At 58.8% G+C, this 23,000-nt stretch carries 18 protein-coding genes; 7 read left to right on the top strand and 11 right to left on the bottom strand.

The window, feature by feature from the left end:
• Positions 1 to 109 precede the first annotated feature (109 nt).
• On the top strand, positions 110 to 2,089 hold the full coding sequence (mnmC, locus tag L8H52_RS05175; protein WP_242205792.1) for a bifunctional tRNA (5-methylaminomethyl-2-thiouridine)(34)-methyltransferase MnmD/FAD-dependent 5-carboxymethylaminomethyl-2-thiouridine(34) oxidoreductase MnmC: 1,980 nt from the start codon (positions 110 to 112) through the stop codon (positions 2,087 to 2,089).
• Positions 2,090 to 2,092: 3 nt separating this feature from the next.
• On the opposite strand, the gene L8H52_RS05170 is transcribed toward mnmC, so the two are convergent.
• Positions 2,093 to 6,904: an NEL-type E3 ubiquitin ligase domain-containing protein gene (locus tag L8H52_RS05170; protein ID WP_242205794.1), complete on the bottom strand. Its 4,812-nt coding sequence runs from the start codon at positions 6,902 to 6,904 to the stop codon at positions 2,093 to 2,095.
• A gap of 340 nt (positions 6,905 to 7,244) precedes the next feature.
• Between L8H52_RS05170 and L8H52_RS05165 the strand changes: the two genes are divergently transcribed.
• From L8H52_RS05165 to L8H52_RS05145, 5 genes are all read left to right on the top strand, one after another.
• Entirely contained in the window at positions 7,245 to 8,729 is a 1,485-nt protein-coding gene (locus L8H52_RS05165) for a DUF6543 domain-containing protein (protein WP_242205796.1), read from the top strand.
• A gap of 109 nt (positions 8,730 to 8,838) precedes the next feature.
• Positions 8,839 to 10,611, top strand: a complete 1,773-nt coding sequence (locus L8H52_RS05160) for an N-acetylglutaminylglutamine amidotransferase (protein ID WP_242205798.1) — start codon at positions 8,839 to 8,841, stop codon at positions 10,609 to 10,611.
• Positions 10,612 to 10,614: 3 nt separating this feature from the next.
• The gene (ngg, locus tag L8H52_RS05155; RefSeq protein ID WP_242205801.1) at positions 10,615 to 12,360 is read left to right on the top strand and encodes an N-acetylglutaminylglutamine synthetase; all 1,746 of its coding nucleotides are present in this window, start codon (positions 10,615 to 10,617) and stop codon (positions 12,358 to 12,360) included.
• 156 nt (positions 12,361 to 12,516) lie between these two features.
• Positions 12,517 to 13,707, top strand: a complete 1,191-nt coding sequence (locus L8H52_RS05150; RefSeq protein WP_242205803.1) for an osmoprotectant NAGGN system M42 family peptidase — start codon at positions 12,517 to 12,519, stop codon at positions 13,705 to 13,707.
• Positions 13,708 to 13,877: 170 nt separating this feature from the next.
• On the top strand, positions 13,878 to 14,105 hold the full coding sequence (locus tag L8H52_RS05145) for a YheU family protein (RefSeq protein ID WP_003236706.1): 228 nt from the start codon (positions 13,878 to 13,880) through the stop codon (positions 14,103 to 14,105).
• A 7-nt stretch (positions 14,106 to 14,112) separates the two neighbouring features.
• Here L8H52_RS05145 and csrA read toward each other — a convergent pair whose 3' ends face one another.
• The 3 genes from csrA to L8H52_RS05130 all read right to left on the bottom strand — a co-directional run bounded on the left by csrA (position 14,113) and on the right by L8H52_RS05130 (position 15,647).
• Complete coding sequence (csrA, locus tag L8H52_RS05140) at positions 14,113 to 14,298, bottom strand: carbon storage regulator CsrA (RefSeq protein WP_064391466.1); 186 nt, start codon at positions 14,296 to 14,298, stop codon at positions 14,113 to 14,115.
• 137 nt (positions 14,299 to 14,435) lie between these two features.
• Positions 14,436 to 14,768, bottom strand: a complete 333-nt coding sequence (locus tag L8H52_RS05135; RefSeq protein WP_008088571.1) for a YnfA family protein — start codon at positions 14,766 to 14,768, stop codon at positions 14,436 to 14,438.
• A gap of 63 nt (positions 14,769 to 14,831) precedes the next feature.
• Entirely contained in the window at positions 14,832 to 15,647 is an 816-nt protein-coding gene (locus L8H52_RS05130; RefSeq protein ID WP_242205805.1) for an SDR family oxidoreductase, read from the bottom strand.
• Positions 15,648 to 15,946: 299 nt separating this feature from the next.
• Here L8H52_RS05130 and L8H52_RS05125 point away from each other — a divergent pair, with 299 nt between their 5' ends.
• The gene (locus L8H52_RS05125; protein ID WP_169432680.1) at positions 15,947 to 16,105 is read left to right on the top strand and encodes a DUF3309 family protein; all 159 of its coding nucleotides are present in this window, start codon (positions 15,947 to 15,949) and stop codon (positions 16,103 to 16,105) included.
• 76 nt (positions 16,106 to 16,181) lie between these two features.
• On the opposite strand, the gene L8H52_RS05120 is transcribed toward L8H52_RS05125, so the two are convergent.
• The 7 genes from L8H52_RS05120 to L8H52_RS05090 all read right to left on the bottom strand — a co-directional run bounded on the left by L8H52_RS05120 (position 16,182) and on the right by L8H52_RS05090 (position 23,000).
• Entirely contained in the window at positions 16,182 to 18,275 is a 2,094-nt protein-coding gene (locus L8H52_RS05120) for an LTA synthase family protein (protein WP_242205806.1), read from the bottom strand.
• 300 nt (positions 18,276 to 18,575) lie between these two features.
• Positions 18,576 to 19,181, bottom strand: coding sequence for an START domain-containing protein (locus tag L8H52_RS05115; RefSeq protein WP_242205809.1), 606 nt, complete (start codon positions 19,179 to 19,181; stop codon positions 18,576 to 18,578).
• Positions 19,182 to 19,222: 41 nt separating this feature from the next.
• Positions 19,223 to 19,477, bottom strand: a complete 255-nt coding sequence (locus L8H52_RS05110; RefSeq protein WP_150648308.1) for a YkgJ family cysteine cluster protein — start codon at positions 19,475 to 19,477, stop codon at positions 19,223 to 19,225.
• A 166-nt stretch (positions 19,478 to 19,643) separates the two neighbouring features.
• Positions 19,644 to 20,114 carry a translation initiation factor 2 gene (locus L8H52_RS05105; RefSeq protein WP_242205811.1) on the bottom strand — a complete coding sequence of 157 codons (471 nt, stop codon included), beginning with the start codon at positions 20,112 to 20,114 and terminating at the stop codon, positions 19,644 to 19,646.
• A 78-nt stretch (positions 20,115 to 20,192) separates the two neighbouring features.
• Positions 20,193 to 21,632 (bottom strand): PLP-dependent aminotransferase family protein, encoded by a 1,440-nt coding sequence (locus tag L8H52_RS05100; RefSeq protein WP_007908347.1) that lies wholly within the window; start codon positions 21,630 to 21,632, stop codon positions 20,193 to 20,195.
• 202 nt (positions 21,633 to 21,834) lie between these two features.
• Positions 21,835 to 22,647 carry an OmpA family protein gene (locus L8H52_RS05095; protein ID WP_242205813.1) on the bottom strand — a complete coding sequence of 271 codons (813 nt, stop codon included), beginning with the start codon at positions 22,645 to 22,647 and terminating at the stop codon, positions 21,835 to 21,837.
• Complete coding sequence (locus L8H52_RS05090; protein ID WP_077574046.1) at positions 22,644 to 23,000, bottom strand: DUF4398 domain-containing protein; 357 nt, start codon at positions 22,998 to 23,000, stop codon at positions 22,644 to 22,646. Before L8H52_RS05090 ends, L8H52_RS05095 begins: the two co-directional genes overlap by 4 nt.

Here is a 23,000-nt window from a genome sequence, read left to right as displayed (position 1 = left end):
TCCCGCAGGTAGCAGATTGTCCGTCAGTCGCGGCGGCAAGCCTTGCCATGGATCAAGCAACGCCTGCGCGATCGGCTAGAATGGCCGCCTTGCCGTTGCCGAGCCTGCCATGAAACCTGTAATGCCCCACGCCCAACTCGATTGGGATGATCAGGGACGCCCGCGTTCGCGGGTGTTCGATGACGTGTATTTTTCCGACAAATCAGGGCTGGAAGAAACCCGTTATGTGTTCCTCGAACAAAACCGTCTGGCCGAGCGCTTTGCCGCGTTACCGGCACACGGGCGGCTGGTCATCGGCGAAACCGGGTTCGGCACCGGGCTGAACTTTCTCTGCGCCTGGCAGCTGTTCGAACAGCACGCCATGGCCGGTGCGCGGCTGCATTTCGTCAGTGTTGAAAAGTACCCATTGAGCCCAGCGGATTTGCACCGTGCCCTGGCCTTGTGGCCTGAACTCAAGCCACTGTCCGATCAGTTGCTGAGGCACTACGTGGCGATCCATCAGGGATTTCAGCGCATCACTTTGGCCAACGGCCGCGTGACGTTGACACTGTTGATCGGCGATGCACTGGAACAACTGCCGCAGCTCGATGCACAGATTGACGCGTGGTTTCTCGACGGCTTCGCTCCGGCGAAAAACCCCGACATGTGGACTGCCGAACTGTTCGTCGAACTGGCGCGACTGGCAGCGCCCGGCTCGACTATCAGCACCTTCACCAGTACCGGTTGGGTAAGGCGTTTGCTGAATGCCGCCGGATTCAAAATGAAGCGCACGCCGGGCATCGGTCACAAGTGGGAAATCCTCCGTGGCGAGTTTCTCGGCTGGCCAGCGGAAGTTGCACCGCCAGTGCCGGACAAGCCATGGTTCGCCCGCCCTGCCCCGATTGTCGGTGAGCGGCGTGCGCTGGTGATCGGCGCCGGTCTGGCCGGATGTGCCACGGCGTCCAGCCTGGCCGCACGCGGCTGGCAGGTCACGTTGCTGGAACGCCACGACGCCGTGGCGCAAGAAGCCTCGGGCAACCCCCAGGGCGTGCTGTATCTGAAGTTGTCCGCCCACGGCACGGCGTTGTCGCAACTGATCGTCAGCGGTTTCGGTTACACCCGGCGTCTGCTGGAGTCCCTGCAACGCGGCAGCGACTGGGACGCTTGCGGCGTGCTGCAACTGGCGTTCAATGCCAAGGAAGCCGAGCGTCACGCGCAATTGGCGCAAGCCTTCCCGGAAGATCTGTTGCAGTGGCTGGAGCAACCCGAGGCGCAGGCCCGCGCCGGTGTCGGTGTGGCCCATGGCGGCTTGTACTATCCCGAAGGTGGCTGGGTGCATCCTCCGGCGCTGTGTCAGGCGCAAGCGGCGCAGCCGAACATCGAACTGCTCAACCATTGCGAAGCGCTGCAACTGCGTAAAGTCGATGGTCAGTGGCAAGCGCTGGACGGTGACCGTTTGCTCGCCAGCGCGCCGGTCGTGGTGCTGGCCGGTGCTGCCGAGATCAAACGCTTCGCCCAGAGTGCCGAGTTGCCGCTCAAACGCATTCGCGGGCAGATCACGCGTCTCGCCGAAACCGCAGCGAGTCAGACGCTGGCCACAGTGGTCTGTGCCGAAGGCTACGTCGCGCCTGCCCGTTTGGGCGAACACACCCTCGGCGCCAGTTTCGATTTCACCAGCGATGACCTGACACCGACCACCGCTGAACACGCTGGCAATCTGGCGATGCTCGAAGAGATTTCCACTGACCTCGTCGCCCGTCTGCAAATCAGCGAACAGCCTGTCGAAAACCTGCAGGGCCGCGCAGCCTTTCGCTGCACCAGCCCTGACTATTTGCCGATTGTCGGCCCGCTGGCCGATCGCCAAGCGTTCCTCGACGCTTATGCGGCGCTGAGCAAAGACGCCCGTCAGGTGCCGGACATCGCCTGCCCGTGGCTCGACGGGCTGTACATCAACAGCGGCCATGGTTCGCGAGGACTGATCACCGCACCGCTATCGGGCGAGCTGCTGGCCGCCTGGCTGGACAACGAACCACTGCCGCTGCCCAAAAGTGTCGCCGAAGCCTGTCATCCCAACCGTTTCGCGCTGCGCCAACTGATTCGCGGCAAGTGATACTCATGCGTCGCTCAGGGCGCAGATACCCAGGTCCGCAACGCGCAGCGCATCGGCGGTCAGGTTCGTCACCACATCGTCTATGGCGCTTTGCCGCTCGGCTTTGATGACTTCCGCCTGACTCAAATAGTCGGCATCGGACAACTCCTCCTTCTGCGCGTCCAAGGCACTCATGCGCGGCACATACACGTCATCGAGAGGGGAAAATTTTCGCGCAAACGTGCGTTGCAGGTAGGCTCTCCAGAATGATCGCTCACTCATGAACTTCAGCCATTTGGGCGAGAGTTCCGCCGTTGCGACCTGGTTTTTTGCCACTTCCAGATCGGCTTCGGTAACCGTGCTTAATGTGCCAAAAAGCATGTTGCGTGGCTGCCCGGGCAAATCCAGCGCCTCGGCCAGGCCGATGCGATAGGCGAGACTCACTTCCAGCGGATCAGCCGCCGGGACCTTGGCGGCATGTGCCAGGGCGATGTCGTTCAGTTGCTCAAGCCGGAACAGACCACGCCCCAGTTCCAGCAGCGGTCTGGCGCTGGTGATTCGTTCGCCGGCGAGCCGGGTGACCCGATCGACTTCCACAGCAACCTCCAGATAACTGAAATTCATCGCCGCACTGTCGGTGCAATTGATCGGGGTGGCGGCCACGTTCAATATCTGGTCACACAGCACGCTATCGGATTCGGCTGCTTCCAGCACGGCCCAGACCCGCCGCTGCATGTCCTTTTTGACCTTCTCCGAATCGGCGGTATCGCCCAGTTCGGCAAGCAGATGAAACAGGCCGTCGGCGCGTGAATCATCCTTGAATGCGTTCCAGATCCGTTCACGCCTGACCCCGACCTCACCCGTCTCCTCGGAAAGCCACAGCGAGCGTGCCTGTTGTTCGTTGAGTCGAGCGATGTCGTTTTCCAGATAGCCCATGCCGACGCCGAAATTGTCGCGATAGATCTCCAGATACGTTTTGCTCGGATCGACCAGAGGATTGAGCCTCAGGTTCAGCGTCTGGCTGAAACGTCGCGGTGTCTTGAACAGCCAGTCAGGCAGATTTTTGATCTGGTTGCGGCTCAAGTCTGTCCAGTCCAGATACAGCAGACGCTCCAGCCCCTTGGGCATTTCCGTGAGGCCGGTAGCTTCCAGCAGCAGCCGGCGCAGATTGAACATCTGGCTGACATCCGGCGTGGCACCCAGCGGATTTTCGTTGAGGTTCAGATGGTGCAGCGAACGCAAACCGTTGAGTTTGGCCAGCGTCTGCTCGGTCAACTGGAGCTTGTTGTGCGCCAGGCTCAAGCGGCTCAGATCGGGCATATGCGACAGCACTTCAGGCAGACGAGTGATGGCGTTCTTGTCGAGTTCCAGCGACTCAAGCTTTTTGAACGACTTGAGGAAGTGCGCGACATCATCATCCAGCGCCATGTCATTCATGAACAGTTGCTGGATATGCTCGAAACTGATCCCCGGTGGCAGCGTCGGCAGCTTGCCGACGCGCATGCCATCAAGATTCAACACGCCGACTGATTTTCCAGCTTCGTTATTGACCGAGTAGAACCGGCGAAAGCCTTTTTCGATCAGCTCGGCCATGGTCTGACGACTGTGCCGCACCTCCGCTAGATCACCTCCCAGCTTACTCATGGCGGTCGTATCCTCGCTCCAGAGAAACAGCGCTTCACGCAGGCTTTGCAGATCCCGGCGCAACTCATTGACCCGTGTTGCACGGGTCAGCAGGTCTTGTCCCAGCCCCTCAATGAACTCACTGGCCTGCGCTTCACTCAGGCGCGGATAGAGTTTGCGCACTTTGCGCATCAGCGCTGGCGGATGCTTCACCGGCGGTGGATGGTCGCCTTGCATACAGGCAGGCTCGACCACCCGCGGTTCGTATGTGCCCCGGGCCAGCGTGCGGGCCGTGGCCTCGCGCTGCTCCAGCGCAGTATTGAGCAACTGTTTGCGCAGCCGTGAGCTGTCGGCCGGCAGTGGATCGGCATATCCGGCGGTTATTCGCTGGCGTGGCGGTAGTGCCTTGAGGATGGCGGCGTACAGGGCGTCAGGGCCGGAAGCAACCTTGCCCAGGGTTTTGCCATCGCCGCCAAACGCTTCATAGCCTTCGGCGGTTTTGACCAGCGAGCAGGTATTGACGGGGGTCGCCGACGTTTCGCCAACGGCTTGCAGAATCGGCCCGGTGAGCGCCTTGTCACGTAGCTCCAGACGCAGTCGAGAATCCCAGCCGCTCAGCCGAGGCAACAACTGAATCGCCAGATTGTCGGTGTCGTCATTGGCCAGACGCGGCCAGTGAAACCCCGCCAGTGCGCGGTCCAGACGCACCTGGTCGATGGCCTCCCGGACTTGTTGCCCGAGCCTCAGCGGCACTCGTCCGGTCGAGCGCAAATGCAGGCGCTGCGCACTCGGCGCACGTTCGATGAGCGCTTGCGCATAGCGCGCTGGAATGTCTGCAAACACCTGGCGCAGCTTCAGAACATCATCAATGTCACTCTGATCGTAGCGCTGATACATGCGCTCGAACGCCGCGCGATGATCTGCCTTGAGCGCCGCGCCCAGTTTCTTTGCCAGGGTCGATTCTTCGACGCTTTTCGCGACTTTGCTGCCCAGCAGGGCGTCGACCTCGTTCTGGTACAGGCCATCAACCACGGTTTGCAACAACTGCCCGCGCGCCAGTTGCTGCTCGCTGACTACCACACCCAGCGATTCATCGAGGACCGTGGTCAGAGGATAAGTCGCCGTCACGCTGCCTTCGGCGTCGGTCACCTCGATGTAGCGGTCGGCCGGCCAGCCGGACATTTTCGGCAAGGCCTGCAACTGCTCCTCGACAGGCTGGCCGGAATGGGTTTCGCCGCTTTGCAGTTCGAGGGTCAATTGCCGCAGCTGGCGCACGATCCGCGCGCGCTCGACGGTTTCCCGCAAGCGCACAGGCAGGCTCAAATTGTCGGTAAAGGCCTGTTGCAAGGCATCGTGAGGGGTGTCGCTGACGCGGCACAGCATGTCCAGATCGGTATCGACGAATTCACTCAACTGCGGATCGATACGCTTGAGCGTGTAGGCCGCACTGCTCCATTGCTGTGGTTCTTCTGCGGGCAGCCGCCAGCCGCCTTCGACGTGCCGGACAAGTTCTGGAACATAAGCGCGTGCACGTTCGGCATGTTCCAGACGCCAGACTTTCGCGGCGGAATCGTAGGGACCGGCGAAAAACCGATGTTCGACGCGGGCGATGGTTTTCCCGCCGATCTGATAAAAATCCCTGGAACCCGGCGCGACGGTCACGCCTTCCGGAAGGGAATGCTCATAGCGCGAGAGATCGGGTTTCCACAGGCGCGGTTTGCCGGCGCTATTGAGCACTGCGGCAAATTCACCGAAGAACTCCGGGTGTGAGCGCAGCAGCTTTTTACCCAGTGTTCCCAAAGCTTTTTGCCCGCCGGCAAAGACGCCCATCAGGGCGATATTTTCCGCCACGCTCAACAGATGCGACAGCGCTTGCTCATGATCGCCACGGCGCCAGTCCTCGACACCTTCATACACCTCGCCGAGCAACTGCCCGACTGCAACACCCATCATCAACTGCCCCAGCACTGGCACGATGAAGCCCGCCACGGAGACGATGGTCACACCCAACTGCAGAAAATCCAGCAGGCGCTTCTTGCGCACCTCCTCATCGACATCGGCGGTCGGCACGGCCAGCTTGCGCGCATCGAGTTGCACCTTGCCAACGTGGCTTTGCACCATGAACTCAAAGAGCGCCACGGTGATCGGCACCTGCTTGATGTGGCCCAGATCAGCGCTATCGGCGACGGACTTGAAGAAGTCGGCCTTGTCATCATCATCGATGCTGTTGGCGAGATAATCCTTGTAACTTTTTAGCTTCAACTGCTGTGTCAGGTACTGCTTGAACGCGGTGAAACCGGAGTACTCGTACAGGGGGCGCTCGGGTTCACCGGCCATGTACACCAGGCACCACTCATCCGGGTACAACTCCACCGAACGGGCAGAAAACACCACCACGCCCCAGACACAACTGTCGAAAATCCTGATGCCTTGCATGATCAGCGTTCGGTTGCCGTAGCGCAGCGTTTGCGCTGACGCCACGCCATCTTCGTCGATCAGCGTCTGCAGCATGCGCTGACCTGCCAGAGTGATATGGCTTTTGAGCGCGGCCTGGTGCATGTCGAATTGCAACAGCAGCTTTTTCATTTTCGCGATATCAGCGGTCATGGTACTGGTGACGATCACCTCGCCATCGCTGTCGAGCAGGCCAAACACTTGCTGAAAATGCTCTTGGTAGCGTTTGCCCAGATCCAGCGTTCGACAAAAAGCGGCGAACGTTTTCGGGGTCAGCCCGGTGACCCCGTCCGGGGCACTGTGCACTCGAATGAAACTGCCTTCTGGAAAGTTTTCAGCCGCCTCGTCTTCGCTGAAGTTCTGCATCGCCGCTTGCAACAGCGTCGGTGTAGCGTGCGGGTAGGTCTGAATACCGTTCTCATCGGTTGAAATCGCGGGGCAACCGCAATCAACGCCCGGCAAACTCAGGAAGTCCTTTTCGACATCAAAGGTTACCGACCATTTGCGCTTCAAGGCCTCGCTCAGTTCACTGATGCAGAACGCCTGCAACGGCTTTAACGCGAGCAGGTCCGCCGCCACGGTCGACTGAATCCTGTGCAGATCACGGCTTGTCTGATCAAGGGCGGACAAAGCGGCCGCCGGCGCTTTCAATAAATGCGCCGGCAGGCTTTTCTGCAAAGCCCGGGCAGTATCGAGATCCTCTGTGGCATCGAGCAATGTGCTGAGGATTGCTTGTTGCGTCTTTACTTTGGCTGACATCGTCAATAGTCCTTTATTGCGAGCTGGAGCATTGAACATATAGAAAGCGCAACACAATTAACAATACAAAATCCAATGCTCAGGCACGCACAAAGCAACAGTATTTTTCATCAACAACATAGATATCTACCACCATTTCCCCAATACCTGCAGAGCGCCCGGATCGTCATTTTCGATGCAAATACCGCATACACACTCAGACCTTTCCGTGGCGATATATATGTATATTTTTCAATCAAAATACCGTTCACTTCATGGCTCAAGCGATCAACTAAACACGTTATTATTTTTCGTCTTGGCGGCCTAGGATCGAGTCTCTTATTCAACACGAGACTTGCACATGATTATCCAGCCCGAACAACAAGCGAGCGCTTTGGCAAACGAAGCCACGCAGAAAAAACTGCTCAATGAATTGGGTGACCAGGACAAGGCAAACGTCGTGGCCCATTTCATCAATGACGGATTGCTTAAAGCCGATCCGGTCAGGCTTGGCGAATTCCGCGCATTACTCGATGAGGCGCTGCCCTACCAGAACTACATTGATCAATTGCTGAGCAAACTGGAAACACTGGAGGATTTCTGCAAGCGCAAGCTGCGACAGGCACTGCAGCAAGACTATGGAAGGCGGTTCAGCGTCAGCGACAGCATCAAGCTCAAACCCGCAACGGCTGTGGATGACGGTACCCACACCTACACCTTGCTACAGGCGGCAATGCTGAATTTTACGGAGCAGGAAGCGGCTGCCGGTTACTTCTCGGACGACAGCAAGACCCTGTCCAAAGTCGACAAAAAATCGGCCGACGGCTCAATCCCCACCCAGATAACCGCACAAGCGTTTGCCCTGTTGAGCCGCCAGCTTGATCTCGGCGGCAGTTACCAGAAACATGTTTCCAGAACGTTCAGAGTCTCGAGCCTCGAATTGATCAGTCTGCGAATGCACAAAACAAACATGAAGCTCGCCGCGTACGCAAAGTATTTCAGCAAGCCGAACTTCCCGCTTCATCGACTGATCACCCTGTTGAATCTTGCCAAAGGCAACGAAGACATCTTTCATGGCGACCTGTTCAACCACTCCAACATCAAGTTGCAGTCGATACAGTTATTTGGCAAATACATGACAGATGCCGTATTGATCACCTGTCGCCAGACCGATCACTCGACGAAAGACAGTTATTACGTCTACATCCCCAATGATACTGGCGACAGCTTTTATCAGGACGATAGTGAAGAACAGTGCAGATATCGCCTGGCCGTCAACCTCGTTGCAAGTGAAGAACTGCAGGAACTGTTGATTTCGCAACTGACTCACCGCGAACAAGGTGAATTTCGGGCATTGAATCTGCAAAGCATTTCGTTTGTAGACGACATCGCGTTCACCCCGCTGAAGACAGGTCTGTACAAACATTTTTTCGATCGCCATCTCGACAAGTTGACTGCAGATGCCGGGGAACTTGCCGTCGCAGTTGCCAATGTCAACGAGCCCGCCTACGCCAATCGACGACAGACTCAGGCGTTACGCACAGACACTGCGCATCTCAACAACGCGAACGAGGATTTCAGCAGGCGCTTGCGTGTCTATGCCACGGACGAACTGCTCGCCCTCGTCTTCGCCAGCCTCGACCGCTGGACCGCCATCGAAAAACACGACGGGCTGTCTCGACTGGTAAATATGAAAAAACGCTTGTCCACCACAGACACCGTTAAACCCGGTGCTCAGATAAACAGTGCACTGGCTGACGACTACTTCGGGCAGTTCGAGGTGCAAAAACATTCGCGCGAGCAACCGGGCGCTCTGCTGCACAAGCTAGAACCTGATGCCTTATAACTTATCGTTCTAAAACTCCACTTACCGGGGCGGGTCAGTTTCTGAGTACCCGCCCTTCTGGCGAGGTACGGTCTGACCCCTCCCCAACGGAAAAACCGGTAAGGATTTTATGTGCGGATTAGCTGGCGAGTTACGTTTTGATCAACAACCTGCAGACCTTGCAGCGATCGAGAGAATTACCCATCACCTGGCCCCTCGCGGCCCCGACGCGTGGGGCTTCCATGCCCAAGGGCCGATTGCCCTGGGCCATCGTCGCCTGAAAATCATGGACCTGTCGGACGGCTCGGCGCAGCCGATGATCGACAGCCAACTGGGCCTGTCCCTGGCCTTCAACGGCGCGATCTACAACTTTCCGGAACTGCGCGCCGAGCTCGAAGCGCTGGGTTATGCCTTCTATTCCGGTGGCGACACCGAAGTGCTGCTCAAGGGCTATCACGCCTGGGGCGAGGCACTACTGCCGAAGCTCAACGGCATGTTCGCGTTTGCCATTTGGGAACGCGACGCCAAACGCCTGTTCATCGCCCGCGACCGTCTCGGCGTGAAGCCGTTGTACCTGTCGCGCACCGGCCAGCGCCTGCGCTTTGCCTCGGCATTGCCGGCGTTGCTCAAGGGCGGTGACATCAACCCGATCCTCGACCCGGTGGCGCTCAATCACTACCTGAATTTCCACGCCGTGGTCCCGGCGCCGCGCACCTTGCTGGCGGGCATCGAAAAACTGCCGCCGGCGACCTGGATGCGTGTTGAAGCCGATGGCAGCACCGAGCAGAAAACCTGGTGGACCCTGCCTTACGGCCCACGCGACGACGAGAAAAACCTCACCCTCGAAGACTGGGTCGACCGCGTGCTCGACAGCACCCGCGAAGCGGTGGCGATCCGTCAACGCGCCGCTGTGGATGTCGGTGTGCTGCTGTCCGGCGGTGTCGACTCAAGCATGTTGGTTGGCCTGTTGCGTGAAGTCGGCGTCGAGAATCTGTCGACCTTTTCCATCGGTTTTCAGGATGCCGGCGGTGAGCGCGGTGACGAGTTTCAGTATTCGGATCTGATCGCCAAACACTACGGCACCCAACATCATCAATTGCGTATCGACGAGAAAGAGATCATCGAGCAACTGCCCGCCGCGTTCCGCGCGATGAGCGAGCCAATGGTCAGCCATGACTGCATCGCCTTCTATCTGCTGTCGCGCGAAGTGGCCAAGCATTGCAAGGTGGTACAGAGCGGCCAGGGCGCGGACGAGTTGTTCGCCGGTTATCACTGGTATCCGCAAGTCGACGGCGCGGCCGATCCGTATGCGGCCTATCGCAATGCGTTTTTCGACCGCAGTTACGACGACTATGCCGCGACCGTGCAGCCCAAATGGCTGACCGCGAACGATGCAGCCGGCGACTTTGTGAAAGAACATTTCGCCCAGCCCGGCGCCGATGCGGCCGTCGATAAAGCCCTGCGTCTGGACAGCACGGTGATGCTGGTCGACGACCCGGTCAAACGCGTCGACAACATGACCATGGCCTGGGGCCTGGAGGCGCGCACGCCGTTTCTCGACTATCGACTGGTTGAACTGTCGGCGCGTGTGCCGGGCCAGTTCAAGCTGCCCGATGGCGGTAAACAAGTCCTCAAGGAAGCGGCGCGCCGGGTTATCCCAAGTGAAGTGATCGACCGCAAAAAAGGCTATTTCCCGGTGCCCGGCCTCAAGCACTTGCAGGGCGATACGCTGAACTGGGTGCGCGAACTGCTGCTCGATCCGAGTCAGGATCGTGGCCTGTTCAACCCGGCCATGCTCGACAAATTGCTGACCGATCCGCAAGGCCAGTTAACGCCGTTGCGCGGTTCGAAGCTGTGGCAACTGGCAGCTCTGAATCTGTGGCTCAGTGAACAAGGAATCTGATCGATGAAACCCCACGCCACGGCCATCAACCAACGGCTGCTACGCGGTCAGACACCGTCCTATGAACGCTTGCAGGCACGTCTGGCCGAAGACGGCAGCGCACGGGTCGCTGACCCGATTGCGCTGCATTGCGGCTGGGGCCGGTTGCTGATCGGCCATACCTTTCCCGACCCGGCGTCGCTGGCGCAGGAGCTGCTCAAAGAGCAGCCCGGCGAGCGCGATATCGCGTTGTACGTTGCAGCACCGCAGCAGATTCTCGGCCTGGAGCCGACGCAACTGTTTCTCGACCCGTCCGACACTTTGCGCCTGTGGTTCAGCGATTATCGTCAGGCCACCCGAGTGTTTCGCGGCTTTCGTATCCGCCGTGCACAGAGTGAGGCGGACTGGCAGGCGATCAACCAGTTGTATTCGGCGCGCGGCATGTTGCCGATCGACGCCACCCGGCTCACTCCGCATCATCAGGGCGGCCCGGTGTACTGGCTGGCCGAAGATGAAGACAGCGGCGCGGTGATCGGCAGCGTCATGGGCCTGAACCATCAAAAAGCCTTTAACGACCCGGAAAACGGCAGCAGCCTCTGGTGCCTGGCGGTTGATCCGCAGTGTTCCCGGCCGGGTGTCGGCGAAGTGTTGGTGCGGCACCTGATCGAGCACTTCATGAGTCGCGGTTTGAGTTATCTCGACCTGTCGGTGCTGCACGACAATCGTCAGGCGAAAAACCTCTACGCCAAGCTCGGTTTCCGCAACCTGTCGACCTTCGCCATCAAGCGCAAGAACGGCATCAACCAGCCGTTGTTTCTCGGGCCGGGACCGGAGGCGCAGTTCAATCCGTATGCGCGGATCATTGTTGAAGAAGCGCATCGGCGCGGCATCGATGTGCAGGTGGATGACGCCGATGCCGGGCTGTTCACCCTCAGTCATGGTGGCCGGCGCGTGCGTTGCCGCGAATCCCTGAGCGACCTGACCAGCGCGATCAGCATGAGCCTGTGCCAGGACAAAAGCCTGACGCACAAGGTGCTGAAAGCCGCCGGTCTGAATCTGCCGTCGCAGCAACTGGCGGGCAACGCCGACGATAATCTGGCCTTTCTCGATGAGCATCAACGGGTGGTGGTCAAGCCGCTCGACGGTGAACAGGGCCAGGGCGTGGCGGTGGATTTGCAGAGCATCGAAGAGGTGCAGCAAGCCATCGAATCGGCCAAGCAATTCGACAGCCGCGTGCTGCTCGAAAGCTTCCACGAAGGTCTCGATCTGCGGATTCTGGTGATTGGCTTTGAAGTGGTCGCGGCAGCGATTCGCAAACCGGCGGAAGTGGTCGGCGACGGTCAGCATTCGGTCGGTGCGTTGATCGAGGCGCAAAGCCGTCGTCGGCAAGCGGCCACCAGCGGCGAAAGCAAGATCCCGCTGGATCACGAAACCCAGCGCACCTTGCATGCGGCCGGGTATGACTACAGCAGCATTCTGCCGGCTGGCGAGCATCTGTTTGTGCGCCGTACGGCCAATCTGCACACCGGCGGTACGCTGGAAGATGTCACGGCGATTCTGCATCCGACCCTGGTCGACGCCGCGGTGCGAGCCGCGCGGGCACTGGACATTCCGATGGTCGGGCTCGACTTGATGGTGCCGGCGGCGGATCAGTCGGAGTACGTGTTTATCGAGGCCAACGAACGCGCCGGGCTGGCCAACCATGAGCCGCAGCCGACGGCCGAGCGCTTTGTCGATTTGTTGTTTCCGCACAGTCAGCCGGCTATTTAACCCTTTCCTGATCGTTCCCACGTCGAGGCGTCGAACCGTCTGCGTGGGAACGCCTCACCGGACGCTCTGCGTCCACTCTTGGGACGCAGAGCGTCCCCGGCTGCATTCCCACGCAGAGCGTGGGAACGATCAGTGCTCAACCCATCAGGAGTTTCCATGACCACGCAAATCCCCGAACCGGATCTCAACTACCTGCAAAAAGTCCTCCTGGAAATGCTCGCCATTCCCAGCCCCACCGGGTTTACCGACACCATTGTGCGTTATGTCGCCGAGCGTCTGGAAGAACTTGGCATTCCGTTTGAAATGACCCGGCGCGGCACCATTCGCGCCACGCTCAAGGGCAAAAAGAACAGCCCTGACCGCGCAGTCTCCGCGCATCTGGACACCATCGGCGCCGCCGTTCGCGCGATCAAAGACAACGGTCGCCTGACCCTCGCCCCGGTCGGCTGCTGGTCGAGCCGTTTTGCCGAGGGCAGTCGCGTCAGCCTGTTTACCGACAACGGCGTGATTCGCGGCAGTGTCTTGCCACTGATGGCGTCCGGGCATGCCTTCAACACTGCAGTCGATGAAATGCCGATCAGTTGGGATCACGTTGAACTGCGTCTGGACGCTTATTGCGCGACCAAGGCTGATTGCGATTCGCTGGGCATCAGCGTCGGTGACGTGGTGGCCTTCGATCCGCTGCCGGAGTTCACCGAAAGCGGCCACATCAGCGCTCGTCACCTGGATGACAAGGCCGGTGTCGCCGCGCTGCTGGCGGCACTCAAAGCCATTGTCGACAGCGGTCAGGAACTGATGATCGACTGCCATCCGCTGTTCACCATCACCGAGGAAACCGGCAGCGGTGCGGCGGCGGCATTGCCTTGGGACGTCAGTGAATTTGTCGGCATCGACATCGCGCCGGTCGCACCGGGGCAGCATTCCAGCGAACACGCGGTGAGTGTGGCGATGCAGGATTCCGGCGGACCGTACGACTATCACTTGTCGCGGCATTTGTTACGTCTGGCCGGTGAAAACGAGTTGCCGGTGCGCCGCGACCTGTTCCGCTATTACTTCAGCGATGCGCATTCGGCAGTGACGGCCGGCCACGATATCCGTACGGCGCTGCTGGCGTTTGGCTGCGATGCAACGCATGGTTATGAGCGCACGCACATCGACAGTCTGGCGGCGTTGAGCCGGTTGTTGGGCGCTTATATTCTGAGCCCGCCGGTATTCGCCAGCGATGCGGCGCCGGCGAATGCTTCGCTGGATCGCTTCAGTCATCAAATCGAACATGACACGCAGATGGAGAGCGATACGCGGGTGCCGTCGGTGGACAGTCTGGTGGGGCAGCGTAACGATAGTTAGATCATCGTTGTTTGAAATACCGCTATCGCGAGCAGGCTCGCTCCCACAGGGGAACGCATTCCAAATGCAGGCCTTCGCCTGCTCGCGATGGCGTAGCTACAGGCAACACAAAACTGGCAGGCAATCAGCAATCGCCGTAGCATCCCGACATTGATTTGACCGAGGTGCCCATGCTCATTCCCTACGACGCTCTTGAAGTCGACACCCTCACCCGCCTCATCGAAGATTTCGTCACCCGCGACGGCACCGACAACGGCGATGACACGCCGCTGGAAACCCGCGTATTACGGGTGCGTCAGGCATTGACCAAGGGTCAGGCGCTGATTGTCTTCGACCCGGACAGCGAGCAGTGCCAGTTGATGCTCAAGCACGATGTGCCCAAGCATCTGTTCGACTGAAAAACCCTCAGCGGGCCTTCTCGGTGGCCTGCTTGCGCTTGATCCGGTCATAGACCTCTGCGCGATGCACATTGACCTTTTGCGGCGCTTCGACGCCAAAGCGCACGCTGGAACCGTTTACCGACAGCACGCGCAGGGAAATGTCGTCACCGATTGAAATCAACTCACCAACGACACGGCTGAGTACAAGCATGAGATTCGTCCTTCAGGGTTAGCGAACCCTGAAGATGCGCGGCTTGAGGCGGCTCTACAATGCGCGGCAGGCAATTCAGTTTTGCCTTACAGACCCCGTGACACATAGCCGTAAGACGTTTCTCACAAACAAGCCATTCAGGCAGCGGAGAACCGCGGGCCGAACAGAATCACGCTGGCGCCGATCACGCACAACGCCACGCCGATCCAGTCCGAACCCAATGGACGAACGCGCTCGACCACCATCAGCCAGCCTATCGAAGCGACGATGTAAATCCCGCCGTAAGCGGCATAGGCACGACCGGCGTAGTTGGCTTCGACACGGGTCAGCAGCAGCGCGAACAAGGTCAGACTGAGCAGCGCAGGAATCACCCACAAGGCACTTTTGCCTTGGCGCAGCCACATGAAGAAGGCGAAACAACCGGCGATTTCAAACAGCGCCGCGAGGAAAAACCACAAGTAATTGAGCATTGACGCGTCTCGACAGGGTGACCATTGCGGCCACCCTAACGACGCTGTCTGCTACGGGCAAGCTCAGCTGTTGTTCTGTTTGGCTTTGGCGCGCATTTTCTCGGCCATGGAAGTCATTTCGTTATAGAGCAGTTGCGGGTTCTTCTGCTTGATCGCCCAGGCCATGCGCCCTTGTTCGTGGGGCAGAATCATGAATTCGCCAGCCGCTACTTGCTGATAAATGTAGTCGGCGATGTCCGCCGCCGTAATCGGCGAACTCTCCAGCAACTTGCCGACCTGCGCTTTCATCGCCGGGGTCGGGCCACGGAACGAGTCGAGCAAGTTGGTCTGGAAGAACGACGGGCAAACCACATGCACGCCGACTTCCTGCTGCGCCAGTTCAATCAACAGGCTTTCCGAAAGTGCAACCACGCCGGCCTTGGCCACGTTGTAGTTACTCATCGCCGGCCCCTGCATCAGTGCGGCCATGGAGGCGATGTTGATGATCTTGCCTTTGCTTTGTTCGAGCAGCGGCAGGAACGCCTTGCAGCCCTTGACCACGCCCATCAGGTTGATCGCGATCTGCCAGTCCCAGTCTTCCAGCGACAGTTCGCTGAAGAACCCGCCCGAGGCGACACCGGCGTTGTTGACGATGATGTCGATGCCGCCGAGTTTCTCTTCGCAGGCCTGAGCGAATGCGGTGAGCTGGCTGTAATCACGCACATCGCAGCGCTGAACAAAACCGTCACCGCCCGCCTCGCGGACCATTTTCAGGGTTTCCTGCAGACCGGGTTCGCTGACGTCGGACAAGGCCAGTTGCCAGCCTTCACGCGCCCAGCGCAGCGCGATTTCGCGACCCAGGCCCGAGCCCGCACCAGTGATCATCATGCGATTTTGCATAGCAGACAGCCTTGTTGTTCCGGGGAAGATGCGCGGAGTGTAGCGAAGGAACGGCGCGCGCCCACGCTCCATCAAGTTGCTGAATGGTAAGGGCAAACCGTGGCGCGTTGGATTCCCGAAAATGATCTGAGTTCTGAACTAGCCGAGCGGAAAAGGAAATAAGTCTGCGATCCAAATACATTAAAAAAACATTGAATTTTCTTTCATGCGCACCGGTCGGAATTTGTAAGCCGTCTGGAATTACTTAGTCTCCAGTCGCCCTTGAATACCAAGACTTTTCGAACACTATCAACAAGGAAATCGACATGGGCACAATTCTTATCATTATCCTGATCCTGTTGCTGATCGGTGGTCTGCCGGTCTTCCCGCACTCCAGAAGTTGGGGTTATGGTCCTTCGGGCATTATCGGCGTGGTGTTGGTGGTGCTGTTGGTGCTGCTGTTACTCGGTCGGATATAACGATGTAACCGGCAAAAAAAAGAGGCCCTGTTCAGGGCCTCTTTTTTATTGCGCGGATTTCACTATCGCTGAGCGATCAATCCGGCTTGCCATTGATCACACCGGCGGTGTTATCCATCAGGCTCTTGGTCGCCGTTTGCAGGAACGCTTCGAGTTTGAGTTTCAACTCGGCAGTGCGCGGTGCATTTGGAACGATCTCGGCGTGTGGGTTGGCGCCCAACTGGTATTGCCAGATTTTCGGGCCCATTTCCTTGTCTTTCGGCAGAACCAGAATCTGGTCGGCCGTCACGATGGCTGTGGTCTGCTCGCTGCCCGATGGCTTGATCACACCGAAACCGGTGTCGCCTTCCGGCAGGTTGAGCAGGTCACGGCCCCAGCACTGATGACGCACTTCGCCACCGAGGCGGCCCATGATGGTCGGCACGATATCGATCTGCGTACCCACGGTATGGTCACGGGTACCGAACTTCTCTTGAATGCCCGGCGCAATCATAAGCATCGGCACGTTGAAGCGGCCCAGGTCCATTTCGGTGATCTGGCGCTCGTTGCCGAAACCGTGGTCACCGACGATGACGAACAGGGTTTCCTTGAAGTACGGCTCTTTGCGCGCCTTCTCGAAGAACTGACCCAGCGCCCAGTCGGCGTAACGCATGGCGGTCAAGTGTTCGTTGAGGCTGCCACGGTCGGTCACGCGCTCGACCGGCAATGGCGTCGGCAAGGCGTATGGCGTGTGGTTGGACAGGGTTTGCAGCAAGGCATAGAACGGCTTGCCGTTTTCGCGCTTCTTCAACTCGACCAGACCACGGTCGAACATGTCCTGATCGGACACGCCCCAGGTAGGGTCGGAGAACACCGGGTTGACGAAGTCGTTACGGCCAACAAAGTTGGTCATGCCCTGGTTGCTGAAGAAGCCCGACTGGTTGTCCCAGGCGAAGTCGCCGTTGTACACGTAGACGTCGTCATACTTGCGCGCACTGAGCAGCTGCGGCAGGCCGGAAAGCTTGTGGCTGCCTTCCGGGGTCTGCATCAGGTATTCGAAACCCGGCAGGTTGGGGAAGCAGGCCATGGTCGCGAACATGCCCTGGTGGGTGTGCGTGCCGTTGGAGAAGAAGCGATCGAACAGCAGGCCTTCCTTCGACAGTTTGTCCAGGTACGGCGTGATGTTGCCCGGCGCACCCAATGCACCGACCGAGTGGCCGGCCATGCTTTCCATCAGGATTACGACAACGTTCTTGATCGGCAAGGTCTTGTCGGCTGGCGGCGTGTAGTCACGACGCACGGCGGCAATATCGGCATCGACCAGTTTGTCGTCCGGCATCAGCAGCATGTCACGCACGACTTTCTGCGCTTGTTCCTGCGGCAGTGTGGCTTTCCAGATGTTGTTGCGATCCTCGCCCATGCGGTCTTTGGCCGCCGCGATCAGGGACAGCGTGCCGTTGAGGCCGAGCTGGTTGGCGAAGTTCGATTCGGTGGTGTACACGTCACCCCAGCGCAGTGGCGGGCCTTGACGCAGAGTGCCACGGGCGGCGACCACGCAAATCAGCAAGCAGACGACGAACACCGCAAGACGGGTGTACCACGGCGCAACCTGACGAGTGCTGACGCTGCCGCCGCTGAACGGTCCGCGTGGACGCGTGGCACGGTCGGCGCCTTTGAACGCCAGGGTCAGAATGACGGTGCCGATGACCCAAGCCAGCAGATAACGAACGACCGGAAAACCGTACCAGAGCATGCTCATCACGGTTTTCGGGTCTTCTTTCACGTACTGGAACACCAGACCGTTGAGGCGCTGGTGGAACTCGCGGTAGAAATCCATCTCCATCAGGCCGAGAAACAGCGCAATGCTCGAGGCGATCGTCAGCCACAGGCGGAAGAAACCGCGTGCAGCCATGGCGCGGGCACTGAACAGCGCCAGCACCAGTGGAACACAGACGTAGACCACCAGGCGCAGGTCGAAACGCAGGCCGTTGGCGAAGGCTTCGAGGAAGGTCGAAGCCGGGGTGTCGAGGATCATCTCGCGGTTGTAGACCAGCAGCGCGAGGCGCAGCACGGAAAACATCACCATCATGACCAGTGCACACAGCAGCGTGTAGGCCAGATGCGATTTGACGGTCGGTTGCAGCAGGCGAGCAGAAGATCGCTGCTGATTCAGGGCGTCCGGGTTTGCCATGTCGTTTTAGGACCCATTGGAAGTTGAAGTTGCAAAAATACAGCGGCGCCATGCCCTCTATTGGTCATTCCAGACCCCGGGGCGTGCGCGGTGCGCAAATGTTGCACGATCACCCGCACCATTGCCATTGATTACTGCCCCGCCGCCAGACACTTTCATTTATGGCAGCGTGCAAACAGCGCGGGCGAATTGTCTGGAACACTTTGTGAAAATTTCGTGCAACGCATATCTGGAAACACAATATAGATACAAAACAAAACGCCCCGAGGTGTTCGGGGCGTTTCGCTGAACGCGGGCCGATTACTTCTCGGCGCGTTCTTTCAAAGCTTTGAGGGTGTTGAACGGCGCATCGACAACAAACTTGTTGGCAATCATCGACGGCACGCTGCCACCTGGCTCGGTGTGCACCTGGTAGGTCACTTCGACCTGATCACCTTTGGGCACGAACTTCCAGAAGCCTTTGACCTGTTCTACACGGACAAAGCCTTTTTCTTCCGGAAGGTACTTCGGCAGGCCTTCGAGGTTACGGGTCAGGCTGCCATCGGCGCCTTCAACGGTGGTGATGTGCAGTACCGAATCACGCGGAGTCACCGGCCAAGGTGTGTTGAACTGAGTGTAGGTCCAGCTCTGATCGCCTTCGTGCTTGAGCAATTTCTGGGTCTTGCACTCGTGAATCCAGGCGCAGGCGCCGGAAACGTCTTCCTGCAATGCGCGCAGTTTGGCGACAGTGGTCTTCATCAGCGCGACGCCCTGGTAGGACTTGTAGTCCGAACCCGGTACTTCACTCAGGGAAACCTTGATGCCGTCCTCGTTCTTGGCGACTTTCCAGTCTTCAGCCTGAGCGACGGAGGTGGCCAGCACAGCGGTCAAACCACACAACACAGCGATACGATGCAGCGAACCCATAGTCTTATTCCTTATTGTTGAAGTTCCGTTCGTTTGACACATCACGCCGCCGTCATTTGCTCCCACCAGCCGATCAGCCTGATCGCTTCTTCCGAGCTGTCGCCGCAGACTTCGATGTCGGCAGAGAAGCCGGAACAGACTGCCGGACGCTCCGGGCGGCCGAAAATGCTGCACAGGTTTTCGACCGAGAGTTGCACGCAACGTTCGCCGGCAGGCTTGCCATCAGGCATGCCGGGAATCGGCGAACTGATGGATGGGGCAATGCAGCAAGCGCCACAGCCTTCACGGCATTTCATGACGAACAATTCCTCGCGACGGGCGATGTGTAAAAGGGACGCGGAACAGAGTAACCGCTAAAACGGCTGTTTCAAATTCCCGGAACCGGGGTTTTTAGCGATAACTGAATGTGACTGACCAGTCTCCGACAAAGCGTCTGTTCTGCGGGTCACAGAGTCTCTGGATTTACTGCTTGAATTCAAAATCCAGCGCTGCGCCTTCGACTTCGCGGCGCTCTTCGTTACGCAGTTGCAACTGCATTTCGTTACTGAGCAAACGGCCGTTGAGCTGGAACCCGGTGTTTTTCTCGCCAAACATCTGCGGCAGGATCGGCTCGCGTTTCGGCAACTCAACCGTGCCCTTGGGTTTCAGTTCCTGGACCATGTCCTTGGGCAGGCTCAAATCGAGTCTGGCCGGCGGCAGTCTGGTTTTCACCACTTCACTGGCGGGTTTCGATTTGGAGGCGACTGGTTTGCGCTTCTTGATGACTTTCTGCTGGGTTTTCTTCGCGGGAGCAGCCTTTGGCGCAGGCGTGGTTTTTTTAGCGGGGCTCGTCGCGGCCGGTTTTTCCGGAACCGCAGCGGCCACAGCGCCAGGCGCATGACCGATCATCAGCAAACCCAACAAAACCCAAGCGGCAGGAAAAATCGCTTTCATGGACCCAACGAGACTAACGGCAGAGGGCCATATGCTCGCTTGTTGGAAGCCACAAGACAAGCATCAGCCACCGCTCGTTCAGAATCCGCCAGCGGTTTCCTGACACAGTTGAGTCGCCAGCATCCCCAACGTCATCAACGCCCTCTCCGCCTCGCGATTCCACGGAATCCCGCAGTTCAGGCGAATACAGTGGTTGAATTGCTCGGTATTACTGAAGATCAGCCCCGGCGCAATGCTGATGCCTTGTTGCAACGCACGCACATGCAATTCCTGGGTATTCACCCGCCCCGGCAAACTCACCCAGAGGATGAAACCGCCCGTGGGCCGGGTCATTTGCGTGCCTTCAGGGAAGTACTGCTGCACCGCCAGCTGAAAGGCGCTGAGGTTTTTTCGGTATTCCTGGCGGATGTACCGTAAATGCCGGTCATAGCCGCCGTTTTCCAGATAAGCGGCAATCGCCATCTGCGTCACGCTGCACGCCGAGTGGGTGCTGAAGGTCTGCAAGCGCTGGATTTCCTGCTGATACTTGCCGGCGATCATCCAGCCGATGCGCACACCGGGTGACAAGGTTTTGGAGAAGCTCGAACAGTAGATCACCCGATCCAGGCGGTCATAAGCCTTGAGTGCTTTGGTTTTGCCTTGCTCGAACATCAGTTCGCCATAGATGTCATCTTCGACGATCTGGATATCGAAGTCCGAGGCCAGGCGCAGCAGCTGTTTCTGGCGCTCTTCGGGCATGGTGCCGCCCAGCGGATTGCTCAGGCGTGTGGTCAGCACCAGCGCCTTGATTGACCATTGGTTGGCGGCCAGTTGCAGCGCTTCGAGGCTCATGCCGGTCGCCGGATCACTGGGGATTTCGATGACTTTCAGGCCGAGCAGATCAGCCAGTTGCAGCAGCCCGTAATAAGTCGGCGATTCGGCGGCGATCAGATCGCCCGGCCGGGTCAGCACACGCAACGACATCTGCAAGGCGTCGACGCAACCGTGGGTGATCACCACTTCTGACGGATCGACCACCACACCGGCGTCGCGCATGCGGATCGCCACTTGCCGGCGCAGCGGTTCGAAACCGGGGCTGAACATGTAGCTGAAGGCACGCGGGCTATGGAAGCGGGTGACCTTGGCCAATTGCTGATGCAGTGCGCGCACCGGCAAGTAATCAACGCTGGGCACGGCGGCGCCGAGAGGAAATACGCCTTCGCGGCGTGATTCGACCAGAACCTGTTGAATGATGCTGCTGCGAGTGACCAGCCCGGGCCGTTCGACCCGGGCAATGTCTGGGGTCGGCGCAGTTAGCGCAGGCGTCTGGTGCACGTAATACCCGGACTGCGGACGCGCCCGGATCAAGCCCTGATCTTCGAGATTGGCGTAAGCCTGCAACACCGTCGCATGGCTGACGTTGAGCTGCGAACTCATCTTGCGTACCGAAGGCACGCGCTCCCCCGGTTGATAGACACCACGGCGGATATCTTCGGCCAGTTGCTGAGCAATACGTTGGTAGAGCAAGAGATTGGTCATGACGCAGCACTCGATTTCACGGGCATTTTATTCTTGTGTGAAACAATACCGGAACAGTTTAGAAGTGTACTGGGACAGTTGCCACATTACTCGACCATACAGTGCGGTGTCTGCCCCCGACTGTACTGATTTGCGAGCCATTCGACAGACGTAAAAAAGCCCGGCACTGCATGACAGCCCGGGCTTTCCAGAGACGCAACCCTTAACGGGCAGCGCCGAGCTGGCCTTTTTCGTCGGAGAAGACGATTTCCACCCGACGGTTCTGCGCCCGTCCACGCTCGGAAGCGTTGACGTCCACCGGGTATTCGTCACCGTAGCCTTCGACCTGAATACGTTTTTCATCGATGCCCAGATCGATCAATACATCAGCCACGGCTTGCGCGCGGTCACGGGACAATTTGATGTTTTCCTGCTTGCCGCCGGTGCTGTCGGTGTAGCCCTCGATACGCACCACGCGTTTCGGGTTCAGTTGCAGGAACTGCACGATTTTCAGGACGACGCGGTTGGCCGAGTTTTTCAGCTCCGCTTCACCGGTGTCGAACAGCACGTCACCAAGGGTCATCACCAGACCACGGTCGGTCTGCGTGGTGGCCAGTGCGACGATTTGCTCTTCGAGCCATTTGCCTTGCTGCTGCACGCTGAGCAGTTTCGATTCACGCAAAGCCAACTGCAGGCGCTGACGCTCCAGTTCCAGCTTGGCCGCGCGCTCTTCGTTAAGCACCTGATTGGTGTGCTCGCGAGCGATCTCGCTGTAGCGCTGGCTCAGGTAAGCGTAATGCACCACGTCCGATCCGCTGCCCCAATAGGTCGACAGACGATCGGCGCGGGCAAGCGACTCACCGGCGCGGATCACATCTTTCGGCGCGATACGCAGCACGTTGGAGTCTTCTTTGACTTTCTGGAAGTCGGCGCTGGCTTCTTGCAACGCGGATTCGCTGTGTTGACCGGCGCAGCCGTACAGGCTCGCGCAACCGGCGAGGATCAGGCCGCCGACAACTTTGGACTTGAGGCTCATTGGGCATCTCCCAGTTGCTTGCGCAGACGGACGATGCGGGTGTTGAGCACATTCACCTGTTCTTCACTTTTTTGCGTCAGCACTTTGGCTTCGGCCAGACGTGCATCCAGTTCAGCCTGTTCAGCACGCATGCGCGCGTTGCGGTAGGACTCGTCAGCCATGTTGCCTTTGGCGCGGTTGTATTTGGTTTCGGCCAGTTTCATTTCCGGCACATCATCAGCGGTGGCGCCGACAGCCTTGGCCTGGGTGATGGCCTGCTCGGTCAGGCGCATTTGTTCGATGGGTGCCGGATCGGTCGCGCAACCGGCCAGGGCCAGAACGGCCACAGCCGCGAAAAGAGGTCGAATACTCAC

Origin of the sequence: Pseudomonas sp. CROZ-RG-20F-R04-15, from assembly GCF_022662375.1 — a bacterium.
In the GTDB taxonomy this organism is placed as follows: domain Bacteria; phylum Pseudomonadota; class Gammaproteobacteria; order Pseudomonadales; family Pseudomonadaceae; genus Aquipseudomonas.
This window is presented reverse-complemented; position numbering and strand designations above follow the sequence as displayed.